Raw genomic sequence first — 14,337 nt, 5'->3', positions numbered from 1 at the left:
GCATGACTGCCAAGGTGACGCTGTCGTTCTCCGACGAGACGATCGAGGAGGCGCGCCGGTTCGCCAAGCGCGAGGGACTGTCGCTCTCCGCCTGGATGGACCAGGCCGCCCGGGAGAAGGCGCTGCGCGAGGTCTTCACCGCGCACGCCGACGCCGTCAACCGGGCCGGGCTCGACCTGGAGGCGGCCGCCGTCGCCGACGCCCGCGAGGTGGCGATGGTCGACGACGTGCTCTTCGGCGGGCGGCCGCGTGCTGCGTAGGGGAGAGGTCTGGCGCATCTCCGGCGCCCGGGAACGGCTCGGACTGGTGATCAGCTCCGACGTCTACAACTCCACCGACGTGCCCATCGTGATGGTCGCCGAGGTGGTCGAGGCGGCGCTGCTGCGCGACTCGCCGCTGGCCGTGCCGATGGGCGGGCACGTGGTGATGCCCGACCGGCTCTCCTCGCCCATGAAGCAGTGGTTCACCGAGTGCGTGGACGTGGCCGACGCGGACACCATGCAGCGGGTCGCCCGCGCATTGCGTATCCTGCAACAACTCTGACCGCGGCCCGACCGGGATCTCACCATTGTCCCGACCCGCCCTGTGCGGCGGCTGTTGCGTCGGCGACTCCCGCGACGAATGTTCCGGTAATCCCGGCCTCCTAACTTGCTGGCGGAACCGCCCGTCGCCCGTCCCCTCGGCGTCGGGCGACGTGGACGCCCGGCCGGGAGGAGACAGCGGATGACCAGCACGGTGGTCGAGACCGAACCCACAGGCGAGATCGACCTGCAACGCCGGCCGGGCCGGTGGATCGGGCACTGGGACCCCGAGGACCAGGGCTTCTGGCGGACCGTCGGCAGGTCGATCGCCCGCCGGAACCTCGTCTACTCGATCTTCGCCGAGCACATCGGCTTCTCGGTCTGGCTGCTCTGGAGCATCGTCGTCGTCCGGCTCGACGACGTCGGCTGGCAGCTCAGCACCAGCCAGACGCTGTGGCTGACCGCCGTGCCCAGCGGGGTGGGCGCGCTGCTGCGGCTGCCGTACACCTTCGCGGTGCCGATCTTCGGCGGCCGGAACTGGACCATCGTCTCCGCGTTGCTGCTGGTGCTGCCCTGCCTCGGCCTGGCCTGGGCGGTCGAGAACCCGGAGATCGGCTACGTGCCGCTGCTGCTGGTCGCCGCCACCGCCGGCCTCGGCGGCGGCAACTTCGCCTCCAGCATGGCCAACATCTCCTTCTTCTACCCGGAGCGGGAGAAGGGCTGGGCGCTGGGCCTCAACGCCGCCGGCGGCAACATCGGCGTCGCGGTCGTGCAGTTCCTGGTGCCCCAGGTGATCGTGCTGGGCGGCGGGCTCGCGCTCTCCCGGGCCGGCCTGATGTACGTCCCGCTCGCCGTCGCCGCGGCCGTCTGCGCGTACCTGTTCATGGACAACCTGGCCGAGGCGAAGGCGGACGTGAAGCCGGTCTGGTCCGCGCTGCGGCACGCCGACACCTGGATCATGTCGCTGCTGTACATCGGCACCTTCGGCTCGTTCATCGGCTACTCGGCCGCCTTCCCCACCCTGCTCAACTCGGTGTTCGGCCGGCCCGACATCGCGCTGAGCTGGGCGTTCATCGGTGCCGGCATCGGCTCGTTCTTCCGCCCGCTGGGCGGGCGGCTGGCCGACCGGGTGGGCGGGGCCCGGGTCACCATCGGCAGCTTCGTGCTGATGGCCGTCGGGGCGTACGGCGCGCTCTGGTCCGTGCAGGAGCGCAGCCTGGGCGTCTTCTTCGCCGCGTTCATGCTGCTGTTCGTGGCGACCGGGATCGGCAACGGGTCGACGTACCGGATGATCTCCAAGATCTTCCGGGTCAAGGGCGAGGACCTGGGCGGCTCCCCGGAGACCATGCTGGCCATGCGGCGGCAGGCGGCCGGGGCGCTGGGCATCATCTCCTCCGTCGGGGCGTTCGGCGGCTTCCTCGTGCCGATCTGCTATGCCTGGGCCAAGTCCACCTACGGCGGCATCCAGCCGGCGCTGCGCTTCTACGTCGGCTTCTTCCTGGTGCTGCTGGTGGTCACCTGGGTCGCGTACGTGCGGCCCGGCTCCCGGATGGCCCGCGCCGGGGTGTGACCCTGGTCATGATCGAAACGGGGGGCCGCGCCGGGCGGCCCCCCGTTTTGACCTGCCGACCCGGCCCCGGGTATCGTTGCCTGCTGTTGTACGACATTTAGAGGCGTGCCGCATCAGGTACGCTTGGTCGTTCGTGCGCGCTGGTCCGGCCGGGTTGTCCTGGTCACCTCGGCGCGCGACCCCAGACCGACGACGAGACAAGGTAGACCTGTGCGTACGTACAGCCCGAAGCCGGGTGAGATCGAGCGTCAGTGGCACGTCATCGACGCCTCTGATGTCGTGCTGGGCCGCCTCGCGACCCACGCCGCCACGCTGCTGCGTGGCAAGCACAAGCCGACTTTCGCGCCGCACGTCGACACGGGCGACTTCGTCGTCGTCGTGAACGCGGGCAAGGTCGCGCTGACCGGCAACAAGCGCCAGCAGAAGGTCGCCTACCGCCACTCCGGTTACCCGGGCGGCCTCAAGCAGGTCGGCTACGAGGAGCTGCTCAGCAAGCGCCCCGAGCGGGCCATCGAGCTGGCCGTGAAGGGGATGCTCCCGCACAACAAGCTCGGCCGTCAGCTCATCAAGAAGCTGAAGGTCTACGCCGGTGCCGAGCACCCGCACGGCGCGCAGCAGCCGACGCCGTTCGAGATCAAGCAGATCGCGCAGTGAGCGCGGGCGAAGGAAACAGCATGACCGACATCACCGAGACCGAGGTTGCCCCCGAGGCCACCGAGGCGCCGGCGCCCGTCGTCCGCGCCCCCCGCGGCGACCGCCCGATCCAGACCGTGGGCCGCCGCAAGGAGGCCATCGTCCGGGTGCGCATCGTCCCCGGCAGCGGAAAGATCACCTGCAACGGCCGCGACCTTGAGGCCTACTTCCCGAGCAAGGTGCACCAGCAGCTCATCAAGGACCCGCTGGTGACCGCCGAGAAGCCCGAGGCGTTCGACGTCATCGCCAACCTGCGCGGCGGCGGCACCACCGGCCAGGCCGGTGCGCTGCGGCTCGCGATCGCGCGGGCGCTGATCGTCAGCGAGCCCGACGACCGCCCGGCCCTGAAGAAGGCCGGCTTCCTGACCCGTGACGCCCGGGTCAAGGAGAGCAAGAAGTACGGCCTCAAGAAGGCCCGCAAGGCTCCCCAGTACTCGAAGCGCTGATCAACAGCTTCACGTTGTACTTCTGACGAACGGCCGGGTCCACCCCTCCTCGACGGGGGGTGGCCCGGCCGTTTCGCTTTCGCTGTTGCACCATTTCATCGGAGGTTGGCGGGTATGGGCCGGTTGTTCGGCACGGACGGCGTACGCGGACGCGCGAACGCGGATCTCACCCCGGAGCTCGCGCTCGCGGTGGCGGTGGCCGCCGCCCACACACTGGCCGAGACGGACCGCAGCCATCCGCCGCTGGCCGTGGTCGGCCGGGACACCCGGGCCAGCGGCGAGATGCTGGAGGCCGCCGTGGTCGCCGGCCTCACCAGTGCGGGCGCCAACGTCGTGCGCGTCGGCGTGCTGCCCACCCCCGCCGTGGCGTTCCTCACCGCCGAGGCCAAGGCCGACCTGGGCGTGATGCTCTCCGCCTCGCACAACCCCATGCCCGACAACGGCATCAAGCTCTTCGCGGTCGGTGGCCACAAGCTGCCCGACGAGATCGAGGCCCGGATCGAGGCGGCCGTCGAGGCGAACGCCGTCACCGCGTGGGACCGGCCGACCGGCGCCGGGGTGGGGCGGGTGCACGACCTGCTCGACGGCGCCGACCACTACGTGCAGCACCTCGTCGGCACCGTGCCGCACCGCCTCGACGGGATCAAGGTCGTGGTCGACTGCGCCAACGGCGCGGCGGCCGAGGTCGCGCCGGTGGCGTACCGGGAGGCGGGGGCCGAGGTCGTCGCCATCCACGCCGAGCCGGACGGCCTCAACATCAACGACGACTGCGGCTCCAACCACATCGACGCGCTGCGCGAGGCCGTCGTCGCGCACGGGGCGCACCTCGGCATCGCCCACGACGGCGACGCCGACCGGTGCGTGGCGGTCACCGCCGACGGGGTCGAGGTCGACGGCGACCAGGTGATGGCGATCCTCGCCGTGGCCATGCGGGAGTCCGGCGCGCTCACCGACGACACGCTCGTCGCCACCGTGATGAGCAACCTCGGCCTGCGGCTGGCCATGTCCGCGCAGGGCATCCGGCTGATCGAGACGAAGGTCGGCGACCGGTACGTCCTGGAGGAGCTGCGCGGCTCCGGCCTCGCCCTCGGCGGGGAGCAGAGCGGGCACATCGTCATGCCGGCCTACGCGACCACCGGCGACGGGGTGCTCACCGGGCTGCACCTGATGGCCCGGATGGCCGCCACCGGCCGCACCCTCGCCGACCTGGCCGCCGTGGTGACCAAGCTGCCCCAGGTGCTGATCAACGTGCCGGTCGGGGACCGCTCGGTGGGGGCCGCCGCGCCGGCCGTGCGGGCCGAGGTCGAGCGGGCCGAGGCGGAACTGGGCGAGACCGGCCGGGTGCTGCTGCGCCCCTCGGGCACCGAGCCGCTCGTCCGGGTGATGGTCGAGGCGGCCACCGAAAGCGTCGCCCGCGAGGTCGCCGAGCGCATCGCCGAGCAGGTCCGCGCCGCCAGCCCCACCCTGTAAGGGCGGTCAGGTCAGGCTGCGTAGCCGGGTGACCGCCTCGGCGAGCACCTCCGGCCGCTTGCAGAACGCGAACCGGACCAGCCGCCGCCCGGCCTCGACGTCGTCGTAGAACACCTGGGTGGGCACGGCCACCACCCCGCACCGCGCCGGCAGCGACCGGCAGAACTCGACCCCGTCCCGCCCGCCGAGCGGGCCGATGTCGGCCGTGACGAAGTATGTCCCCTCGGGCGTGAGGACGCCGAAGCCCGCGTCGGTCAGCCCGGCGACCAACTGGTCCCGGCGGGCCTGCATCCCGGCCGAGAACTCCGCGAAGTAGGCGTCCGGCAGGGCCAGCGCCACCGCCACCGCCGGCTGCAACGGCGCGCCGTTGACGTAGGTGAGGAACTGCTTGACCCGCAGCGCCGCCGAGACCAGCGACGCCGGCCCGCTGACCCAGCCCACCTTCCACCCCGTGCAGGAGAACGTCTTGCCGGCCGACGAGATCCGCAGGGTGCGCTCGCGCATGCCGGGCAGGGTGGCCAGCGGCACGTGCGGGGTGGCGGCGTCGGCGAAGACCAGGTGCTCGTACACCTCGTCGGTCACCGCGTACGCGTCGTGCTCGCGGCACAGTTCGGCGACCAGGGTCAACTCCTCGCGGGTGAAGACCTTGCCCGTCGGGTTGTGCGGGGAGTTGAGCAGGACCAGCCGCGTACGCGGCCCGAACGCGGCGCGCAGCGCCGCCGGGTCGAAGGCGTACCGGCCGTCGGCGTCGGGCCGCAGCGTCACCGGCCGCCGCACCGCGCCCGCGAGGGCGATCGACGCGGCGTACGAGTCGTAGTACGGCTCGAAGCAGACCACCTCGTCGCCCGGCTCGCAGAGGGCGAGGATGCTCGCGGCGATCGCCTCGGTGGCCCCGGCGGTGATCACGACCTCGTCGTCCGGGTCGTACTCCAGGCCCCAGAACCGGTGCTGGTGGGCGGCGACGGCGGCCCGCAGCGCGGGGATGCCCGGACCGGGCGGGTACTGGTTCTGGCCGCCGCGCAGCGCCTCGGCGGCGGCGGCGAGCATCTCGGGCGGCCCGTCCGTGTCGGGGAAGCCCTGCCCCAGGTTGACCGCGCCGGTCCGCACGGCGAGGGCGGACATCTCGGCGAAGATGGTCGTCCCGAACGGCCGCATCCGGGCCACCAGCGGGTCGACATCGGCGGGCGTCGTCGTCACCCGCGTCAGCCTACGGGCTCGCCCCGACCACGCCCACCCTCGGCCGGATGGCCGGTCGTGGTCGGTCGACCCGCCTGCGGGGGACGGCCGGGTGGCCGCCCGACGGGCGCGCGTCGGCGGGGAGCCCCGGGCGCGGGCCGGGAGATTTGTTCCCCGGAGTGGCCCACCCCACCAATTCGCTCAAGCTCGATGCTTGTTTACCCGGCTTCTGCGCACGCGTGGTGAGCGAAACTGGGTTAGGCTGCGGACCATGTGTGGAATCGTGGGTTACGCCGGCGCGCGCCCGGCGCTCGGCATCGTGCTCGACGGCTTGCGTCGCCTGGAGTACCGGGGCTACGACTCGGCCGGGGTGGCCGTCGTGTGCGCCGACGAGCTGCTGGTCGAGAAGAAGGCGGGCAAGCTGGCCAACCTGGAGAAGGTGCTGGCCGAGCGGGCCGCCACCGACCCGGGTGCCTGCGCCGCCAGCCCGATCGGCATCGGCGACGGCACCACCGGCATCGGGCACACCCGCTGGGCCACCCACGGCGGCCCCACCGACCGCAACGCCCACCCGCACCTCGCCCCGGACGGCCGGGTCGCCGTGATCCACAACGGCATCATCGAGAACTTCGCGAAGCTCCGCGCCGAGCTGGAGGACGACGGCGTCCAGTTCAGCAGCGACACCGACACCGAGTGCGCCGCCCACCTGCTCTCCGCCGCGCTGGCCGACCTGCGCGCCGCCGGCGAGCCCGACGGCCCGCCCCTGCTCGCCGCCGCGATGCGGGCGGTCTGCCAGCGCCTCGAAGGCGCGTTCACGCTGCTCGCCGTCGACGCGGCGGTGCCCGGCGCGGTGGTCGGCGCCCGCCGCAACTCGCCGCTGGTGGTGGGCCGGGGCGACGGGGAGAACTACCTCGCCAGCGACGTCGCGGCGTTCATCGAGCACACCCGCGAGGCGGTCGAGCTGGGCCAGGACCAGATCGTCCTGATCACCGCCGACTCGATCGAGATCACCGACTTCGCCGGCCTGCCGGCCACCGGCAAGGACTTCCACATCGACTGGGACTCCTCGGCCGCCGAGAAGGGCGGCTACGACTGGTTCATGCTCAAGGAGATCGAGGAGCAGCCGCAGGCCGTCGCCGACACCCTGCTCGGCCGGCTCACCGACAGCGGCGAGATCATGCTCGACGAGGTCCGCCTCAGCGACCAGGACCTGCGCGACGTCGACAAGATCTTCATCGTGGCGTGCGGCACCGCGTACCACTCGGGGCTGGTCGCGAAGTATGCCATCGAGCACTGGACCCGGATCCCGTGCGAGGTGGAGCTGGCCAGCGAGTTCCGCTACCGCGACCCCGTCCTCGACCGGTCCACGCTGATCATCGTGATCTCCCAGTCCGGCGAGACCATGGACACGCTGATGGCGTTGCGGCACGCCAAGGAGCAGAAGGCCCGGGTGCTCGCCATCTGCAACACCAACGGCTCGACCATCCCGCGCGAGTCCGACGCCGTGCTCTACACCCACGGCGGGCCCGAGATCGCCGTCGCCTCCACCAAGGCGTTCCTCACCCAGCTCGTCGCCTGCTATCTCATCGGCCTGCACCTCGCCCAGGTGCGCGGGATCAAGTTCGCCGACGAGGTGGCCGCCGTCGTGGACCAGCTCCACCAGATGCCCGGCAAGCTGCGCGAGCTGCTGGACCGGATCGAGCCGGTGCGGGAGCTGGCCCGGGAGATCAGGTCCGAGCCGACCGTGCTCTTCATCGGCCGGCACGTCGGCTACCCGGTCGCCCTGGAGGGCGCGCTCAAGCTCAAGGAGCTCGCGTACATGCACGCCGAGGGCTTCGCCGCCGGCGAGCTCAAGCACGGTCCGATCGCGCTCATCGACCAGGGCACCCCGGTGATCTGCATCGTGCCGTCGCCCGTCGGCCGGGGCATGTTGCACGACAAGGTCGTCTCCAACATCCAGGAGGTGCGCGCCCGGGGGGCCCGCACCATCGTGATCGCCGAGGAGGGCGACGAGGCGGTCGTCCGCTACGCCGACCACCTGATCCGGGTGCCGCGTACGCCGACGCTGCTCGCACCCCTGGTGACCACCGTGCCGTTGCAGGTGCTCGCGGCGGAGATCGCGGCGGCCCGGGGCCACGACGTCGACCAGCCCCGCAACCTCGCCAAGTCCGTCACCGTGGAGTAGCCGCCCCGGGGGCCGGCGGCTCGGCCGCCTGCGGGAGGGGCCGGTCACCGGCCCAGGACGATCCGGGCCATGCCGTCCAGGGCCGGGTTCGCCGGGTCCCAGTAGCCGGTGTGGCCGTGCCGACCGCTGGGGAAGGTGCGCCCGCCGAAGCCCGGGTCGGCCGGGTCGTGGCCGAACCACAGCGCGTGGTCGTCCCGGCCGGTCAGCACGGCGGCCAGCGGGCTGAGCCCGCGCAGGACGCGGCGGGGCAGCTCGTCGGGGGCCGGGGCCAGCCGGATCCCGTCGTCGGGCGCCGTGCTCGCCCAGACCTCCCCGGCGGGCAGCCCCAGCCCGTCGGCCCGGTCGACGCCGACGCCGGGCGAGCCGACGAAGACCAGCGCGTCGGCGGCGAGCCCGTGGTCGCGGGCGGCGGTGCCCACGACCAGCGAGCCGTAGCTGTGCCCGAGCACCGTCTGCCGGGCCGGCGGGCCGTCGTGGGTCGCCCGCAGCCCCTCCTGGAACCGGTGCAGCGCCGGGCCGGCGTCCCGGGCCTGGTGGGGCAGCACGGCCTCGTGCAGGAAGTCCGGCGCGTCGTAGTCCAGCCAGAGCACCGCCGCGGTGGACGCCGTCGGGTCCAGCGCCGCGCAGCGGGCCTGCACCCGGGCGGCGCGTCCCAGCTCGCCGGTGGCGTCGGCGAGGCCGGCGGTCATCCCCGGCACGTAGGTCAGCACCCGGTCGGCCCGGTCCGGGTCGCCCAGCGCCACGACCGTCCGCCCCTCGCCGCCCGGGTCCAGCCCCAGCAGGTAGGCCCGGGGCTGCCCGCCGCCGGTCAACCGGGCCGCCAGCGCGTCCAGCCCCGTCAGGGCACCCTCCACCCGGGCCAGCCCGGCCAGCTCCACCGGCCCGCGCGGCAGCCGGTCGAGCAGCCGGCGTCGCTCGGCCAGCAGCACCTCCCGCCGCCGGTCGACCAGCAGCCGGTTCGCCTGGTCCCGGGCCGCCACGGGCACCCCGTCGAGCCGGCCGACGAGCTCGGGCTCCCGGGCCACCAGCCAGCGGCGCTGCGCGGGCGTGAGCCCGGCCCACCAGGACCGGACGGTCGCCGGGCTGGCCCCCGGCGGCGGACGCCAGGGCGGGGGCGGGGCCACCCAGCCCGCGCCGGCCGCCCAGGTCAGCTCGGCGAGCCGGCCGGCGGCCTCCCGGTCGGCCGCGTCGGCCAGCTCCAGGGCGGCTGCCACGGCGGCGGCGACCCGGGCCACGGCGGCCGGCTGGCCCGGCCGCGCCCGCGCCGGGTCGGCGCTCGCCCGGCCCCGCCGGTCCAGCCGCACCCCGCCGGCGTCGGCCAGGGCGACCGCCTCGGCCAGCCGGGCCCTGGCCCGCTGGAGCCGCCCGGCCAGCTCGGCGAGCACCTGGTCGGTCTCGATCGCCGCCGGCGCGAGGGCTGCCAGCTCGGACCGGAGCGCGCCGATCCGCCCACCCGCCGCCCCGGCCGCAGCGCCCGCCCAGCCGCCCCGCAGCGCGCGGGCCGCCGCGTCCAGCTCGGCGGCCCGCCGGCCGACCAGCCCGGTCAGCCCCCGCCAGGCCGCGCCGGCCGCCGCCCACCGGGCCGGGTCGGCCGCCCACAGCCGGGCATAGGCGTCGCCCCCGGTGGCGGGAGACGCATGCCCGCCGGGGCCGCCGGCCGGGTCGACGCCGCCGGCCCGACCCGCCCTGCCGGCGGCTGCCCCGGCCGGGCCGCCCGCCCCACCGGCCGCCGGGCTCCCGCCGCCCGCGCCCCGGCGCGTCGCAGGGCTCACCGGGGGAGCACCCTGAGCCGGTGGGCGGCCCGCTCGTCGGCCGCCTGGTAGCCCTCGGCGGCGCCGGTGAGCGCGCCCTGGGCGGCGGCGACCCGCGCGCCGAGCGCCCCACACCAGGCGTGCGCGGCCGACTCCAGGCCGCCCAGGGCGTCGGCCGACCGCCAGCCGGGGGCCGGCACCGCCAGCCCGGGCACGCCGGACAGCCCGTGCCCGAGCCGGTACGCGAGGTCGCCCAGCGCCCCGGCGACCTCCCGCAGCAGCTCCGGGCGGACGGTGAACGGCTCCTCGGTCATCGGTGGGCTCCTCCGGCTCGGTGCCCCGTCACGACGGGACGGGCGGCGGGGCCGGCCCGGTGGGCCGGCGACACCGCCGTCGACGGGTGGACAGCGACGCCGTCGACGCTAGGCAGCCGCCCCGCCGACCGGAACGCCCTGTGGACAACGGGCGGCGGTCGTACCCCCGGGTTGTCCACAGGCATTGCCCACAGTCGACCCGACGGGTAACCTGCGGCCGCCTCCGCCGGTAGGGTGAGGTCATGATCCTCGACGGTCCGGGGCGGCCCCGGCAGGCGGGCCACGACGGCGGCGGCGCCCCCGGCGCGGACGCCGGACGGGGCGCGGCGGCATGAAACCGGTGTGGCGGGTCGCGGACGTGCGGGCGGCGGAGGCCGGGCTGCTGGCCACCCTCCCCGCCGGCACGCTGATGCAGCGGGCGGCGGCCGGGCTGGCGCGCCGATGCGCGCTGCTGCTCGCCGACCGGGGCGGGGTCTACGGGGCCCGGGTGCTGCTGCTGGTCGGCACGGGCGACAACGGCGGCGACGCCCTCTACGCGGGGGAGCGGCTGGCCCGCCGGGGCGCGCAGGTCTCGGCCCTGCTGCTCACCCCGGGCCGGGCGCACGCGCCCGGGCTGGCCGCGCTGCGCGCCGCCGGGGGCCGCCTGGTGGACCGGCCGCCCGCCGTGGTCGACCTGGTGCTCGACGGGATCGTCGGGATCGGCGGCACCGGCGGGCTGCGCGAGGCGGCCGACCGGCTGGCCGGCGAGCTGCCCGGCCTGCGTGGCCGCGACGGCGGGCGGGCCGCCGTGGTGGCCGTCGACGTGCCCAGCGGGGTCGCCGTGGACACCGGTCACGTGCCGCCGGCCGCCTCCGGCCGGTCGACCGCGATCCGGGCCGACGTGACGGTGGCGTTCGGCGCGCTGAAGCCGGCCCTGGTGGTGGGCCCGGCGGCGGCGCTGGCCGGGCAGGTCGAGCTGGTCGACATCGGCCTGGGGCCGTGGCTGCGCGGCACGCCCGCGCTGCGGGTCACCGAGCGCTCCGACGTGGTCGACTGGTGGCCGGAGCCGGGCCCGGCCGCCGAGAAGTACACCCGGGGCGTGGTGGGCCTGGCGACGGGCTCGGCGGCGTACCCGGGCGCGGCCGTGCTCTCCGTCGGCGGCGCGCTCGCCGGCCCGACGGGCCTGGTCCGGTACGCCGGCAGCGCCCGCGCCGACGTGCTGCTGCACCACCCCTCCGTGATCGCGAGCGGCCGGGTCGCCGACGCCGGCCGGGTCCAGGCGTGGGTCTGCGGCTCGGGGCTGGGCACCGGCGAGGAGGCCGCCGCCGAGCTGCGGGCGGTGCTCGCCGCCCCGGTGCCGGTGGTGCTCGACGCCGACGCGTTGACGCTGCTCGTGGACGGGTCGATGGCGGACCGGCTGCGCCAGCGGGACGCGCCGATCGTGGTCACCCCGCACGACCGGGAGTTCGCCCGGCTCTGCGGGGAGGAGCCGGGCGCGGACCGGGCCGCCGCCGCGCTGCGGCTGGCCGCCTGGATGAACGCGGTGGTCCTGCTCAAGGGGGACCGCACGGTCGTCGCCACCCCCGACGGCCGGGCGTACGTCAACCCGACCGGCACCCCCGCGCTGGCCACCGGGGGCACCGGCGACGTGCTCGCCGGGCTGCTCGGCTCGCTGCTCGCCGCCGGGCTGGCCCCGGAGCGGGCGGCCGCCGCGGCGGCGTACCTGCACGGGCTGGCCGGGCGGGAGGCGGCCCGGTCGGGCCCGGTGACCGCGCCCGACGTGGCCGCCGCGCTCCGCCCGGTGGTGGCCGCGCTCGCCTGACGAGCGGCGGGCGCGGGCCGACCGACACCGTGCCGGGGCCGGTTGATCGACACCATGTCGGCGCGGTTGATCGACGCCATGTCGGCGACATGGCGGGGTCGTTCGCCCCCTGATGCCGCCACCTGCCCGACATCGAGAGGCCCGCGGCGGCCCGGTCAGTAGGCTGAGGGGCATGTGGCAGTCCGAGGTGCGGGTCGATCTTGACGCGATCCGGGAGAACGTGACGCGGCTGCGCGCCGGCACCGGTGCCGAGCTGATGGCGGTGGTCAAGGCCGACGGCTACGGCCACGGCATGATCCCGTCGGCCCGCGCCGCGCTCGACGCCGGCGCGGACTGGCTCGGCGTCTGCACCCTCGACGAGGCGCTGACGCTGCGCCGGGCCGGCATCGACGCGCCCGTGCTGGCCTGGCTGCTCGCCCCCGGGCTGCCGCTGCACGAGGGCGTCGCGGCCGGGGTGGACCTGGGCGCCGCGAGCCTCACCCAGCTCGACGAGATGGTCGAGGCGGGCCGGCTCGCCGAGCGCCCGGCCCGCCTGCACCTGAAGGTCGACACGGGGCTGGCCCGGGGCGGGGCCACCGTCGCCGACTGGCCGGCGCTGCTGGAGGCCGCCGCGAAGGCCCAGGCCGACGGCCTGGTCGAGGTGGTCGGCGTGTGGAGCCACTTCGTCTACGCGGACCTGCCCGGCCACCCGACGACCGACCGCCAGCTCGCGGTCTTCCACGAGGCGCTGGACATGGTCGAGCGGGCGGGGCTGCGCCCGCGCTACCGGCACCTCGCCAACTCCGCGGCCACCCTGACCCGCCCCGACACCCACTTCGACCTGGTCCGGCCGGGGCTGGCGACCTACGGGCTCTCCCCGGTGGCCGGCGAGCGGTTCGGGCTGCGCCCGGCGATGACCGCCCGGGCCCGGGTCATGCTCACCAAGCGGGTGCCCGCCGGCAGCGGAGTGTCCTACGGGCACACCTACCTCACCGACGCCGACGCCAACCTGGCCGTGGTGCCGCTCGGCTACGCCGACGGGGTGCCCCGGCACGCCTCCAACACCGGCCCGGTGCAGCTCGCCGGTCGGCGGCGGACCGTCTCGGGCCGGGTCTGCATGGACCAGTTCGTCGTCGACTGCGGCGACGACCCGGTGGCCGCCGGCGACGTGGCGACCCTGTTCGGCCCCGGGGCCGACGGCGAGCCCACGGCCGACGACTGGGCCGAGGCGGTCGGCACGATCAACTACGAGATCGTCACCCGGTTCGGCGGGGTCCGGGTGCCCCGCGTCTACGACGGCGAGCGGCCGTGAGCGAGCGCAGGGGCTTCCGGATCCCCCGGCCGCGCACCGCCGCCGGCCGGGTGGCCGGGGTCGTCGGGGCGGCCGTCGGGGTGGCCGCCGCCGGGCTCGCGGCGGGCGTGGTGAGCGAGCGCGCCCTGGTCCGCCGGCTCAAGGCGGACCCGGCCGACCCGCACGCCGACGAGGTCTTCGGCCAGCAGCGCTACGACGAGGCGTTCCGGTTGGAGCTGCCCGACGGCACCGACATCCACGTCGAGGTGGTGGAGCCGACCCGCCCCGTCCCCGGGCACCCGACCGTGGTGCTGGTGCACGGCTTCTGCCTGGACATGGGCACCTTCCACTTCCAGCGCAAGATGCTCGCCGAGCGGGGCGAGCACCGCATCGTCGCGTACGACCAGCCGGGGCACGGCCGGTCGGGGCGGCTGGAGACCGGCGAATACGATCTCGCCGCGCTCGGCCGCACGCTGCGCCGGGTCATCGACCGGACCGCCCCGGAGGGCCCGCTCGTGCTCGTCGGTCACTCGATGGGCGGCATGACCATCATGGCGTTCGCCGAGCTCTACCCGGAGCTGTTCGGCGACCGGGTGGTCGGCACGGTGCTGATGGCCACCTCGGGCGGGCTGCTGGCCGAGACGAAGCTCGTCGCCCCGGCCCTGCTCGGCCGGGTCGGCGCGCCGGTGCTCTACATGATGAGCAACGCCACCCGCTACGGCGGGCCGGCGATCGACGCGGCGCGCAAGTCGACGTCCAACGTGGCCTGGCTGCTCACCCGCAAGTACGGTTTCGGCACCCCGAAGCCCAGCCCGGCCCTGGTGTCGTACGTCGAGCTGATGAACTCCCGCACCTCGGCCGACACGGTCACCCGCTACCTGCGCACGCTGGCCACCCACTCCCGCTATCCGGCGCTGGCCGCGTTGGCCGGCACCCCGGTGCTGGTGGTGGTCGGCGACAAGGACATGATCACCCCCGTGACCCACTCGGAGGAGATCGTCCGGCGGCTGCCGCACGCCGAATACCTCAAGATCCGCGACAGCGGGCACGTGGTGATGCTGGAGCACGCCGACGAGGTCAACGGGGCCCTGACCCGCTTCCTGGAGGGGCTGTGAGCCGGGCCGACGCGGCCGGTGCCGC

General features: G+C 75.2%; 13 protein-coding genes. 10 read left to right on the top strand and 3 right to left on the bottom strand.

Annotated features, from left to right (window positions below):
• Positions 1-2: 2 nt before the first annotated feature.
• From O7633_RS14600 to glmM, 6 genes are all read left to right on the top strand, one after another.
• Positions 3-260: a DUF6364 family protein gene (locus tag O7633_RS14600; RefSeq protein WP_282328194.1), complete on the top strand. Its 258-nt coding sequence runs from the start codon at positions 3-5 to the stop codon at positions 258-260.
• The gene (locus O7633_RS14595) at positions 250-543 is read left to right on the top strand and encodes a type II toxin-antitoxin system PemK/MazF family toxin (protein WP_043966519.1); all 294 of its coding nucleotides are present in this window, start codon (positions 250-252) and stop codon (positions 541-543) included. The genes O7633_RS14600 and O7633_RS14595 overlap by 11 nt, the downstream gene beginning before the upstream one ends.
• 180 nt (positions 544-723) lie before the next feature.
• On the top strand, positions 724-2,091 hold the full coding sequence (locus O7633_RS14590; RefSeq protein WP_282328193.1) for a nitrate/nitrite transporter: 1,368 nt from the start codon (positions 724-726) through the stop codon (positions 2,089-2,091).
• A gap of 210 nt (positions 2,092-2,301) precedes the next feature.
• Positions 2,302-2,745 carry a 50S ribosomal protein L13 gene (gene rplM, locus O7633_RS14585; protein WP_043965607.1) on the top strand — a complete coding sequence of 148 codons (444 nt, stop codon included), beginning with the start codon at positions 2,302-2,304 and terminating at the stop codon, positions 2,743-2,745.
• A 20-nt stretch (positions 2,746-2,765) separates the two neighbouring features.
• A complete protein-coding gene (gene rpsI, locus O7633_RS14580; RefSeq protein ID WP_043965609.1) occupies positions 2,766-3,230 on the top strand; it encodes a 30S ribosomal protein S9 in 465 nt (154 codons plus the stop codon).
• A gap of 114 nt (positions 3,231-3,344) precedes the next feature.
• On the top strand, positions 3,345-4,700 hold the full coding sequence (gene glmM, locus O7633_RS14575; protein WP_282328192.1) for a phosphoglucosamine mutase: 1,356 nt from the start codon (positions 3,345-3,347) through the stop codon (positions 4,698-4,700).
• A 6-nt stretch (positions 4,701-4,706) separates the two neighbouring features.
• Here the strand turns inward: glmM and O7633_RS14570 are convergent, their stop codons facing one another.
• A complete protein-coding gene (locus O7633_RS14570) occupies positions 4,707-5,897 on the bottom strand; it encodes a pyridoxal phosphate-dependent aminotransferase (protein ID WP_282328191.1) in 1,191 nt (396 codons plus the stop codon).
• 250 nt (positions 5,898-6,147) lie between these two features.
• Between O7633_RS14570 and glmS the strand changes: the two genes are divergently transcribed.
• A complete protein-coding gene (gene glmS, locus O7633_RS14565; RefSeq protein WP_074472558.1) occupies positions 6,148-8,061 on the top strand; it encodes a glutamine--fructose-6-phosphate transaminase (isomerizing) in 1,914 nt (637 codons plus the stop codon).
• 44 nt (positions 8,062-8,105) lie between these two features.
• Here the strand turns inward: glmS and O7633_RS14560 are convergent, their stop codons facing one another.
• Entirely contained in the window at positions 8,106-9,833 is a 1,728-nt protein-coding gene (locus O7633_RS14560; RefSeq protein WP_348776330.1) for an alpha/beta hydrolase, read from the bottom strand.
• Positions 9,830-10,126 carry a hypothetical protein gene (locus tag O7633_RS14555; RefSeq protein WP_074472559.1) on the bottom strand — a complete coding sequence of 99 codons (297 nt, stop codon included), beginning with the start codon at positions 10,124-10,126 and terminating at the stop codon, positions 9,830-9,832. Before O7633_RS14555 ends, O7633_RS14560 begins: the two co-directional genes overlap by 4 nt.
• A 331-nt stretch (positions 10,127-10,457) precedes the next feature.
• On the opposite strand from O7633_RS14555, the gene O7633_RS14550 reads away from it, so the two are divergent.
• The 3 genes from O7633_RS14550 to O7633_RS14540 all read left to right on the top strand — a co-directional run bounded on the left by O7633_RS14550 (position 10,458) and on the right by O7633_RS14540 (position 14,312).
• Entirely contained in the window at positions 10,458-11,927 is a 1,470-nt protein-coding gene (locus tag O7633_RS14550; RefSeq protein WP_282328190.1) for an NAD(P)H-hydrate dehydratase, read from the top strand.
• Positions 11,928-12,099: 172 nt separating this feature from the next.
• The gene (gene alr, locus O7633_RS14545; protein ID WP_282328189.1) at positions 12,100-13,218 is read left to right on the top strand and encodes an alanine racemase; all 1,119 of its coding nucleotides are present in this window, start codon (positions 12,100-12,102) and stop codon (positions 13,216-13,218) included.
• On the top strand, positions 13,215-14,312 hold the full coding sequence (locus tag O7633_RS14540; protein ID WP_282328188.1) for an alpha/beta hydrolase: 1,098 nt from the start codon (positions 13,215-13,217) through the stop codon (positions 14,310-14,312). The genes alr and O7633_RS14540 overlap by 4 nt, the downstream gene beginning before the upstream one ends.
• Positions 14,313-14,337 lie beyond the last annotated feature (25 nt).

Origin of the sequence: Micromonospora sp. WMMD712 (assembly GCF_029581295.1) — a bacterium.
Classification (GTDB): Bacteria; Actinomycetota; Actinomycetes; order Mycobacteriales; family Micromonosporaceae; genus Micromonospora; species Micromonospora carbonacea.
The sequence above is the reverse complement of the archived record's forward strand: the minus strand, read 5'-3'. Positions and strand labels throughout refer to the sequence as shown.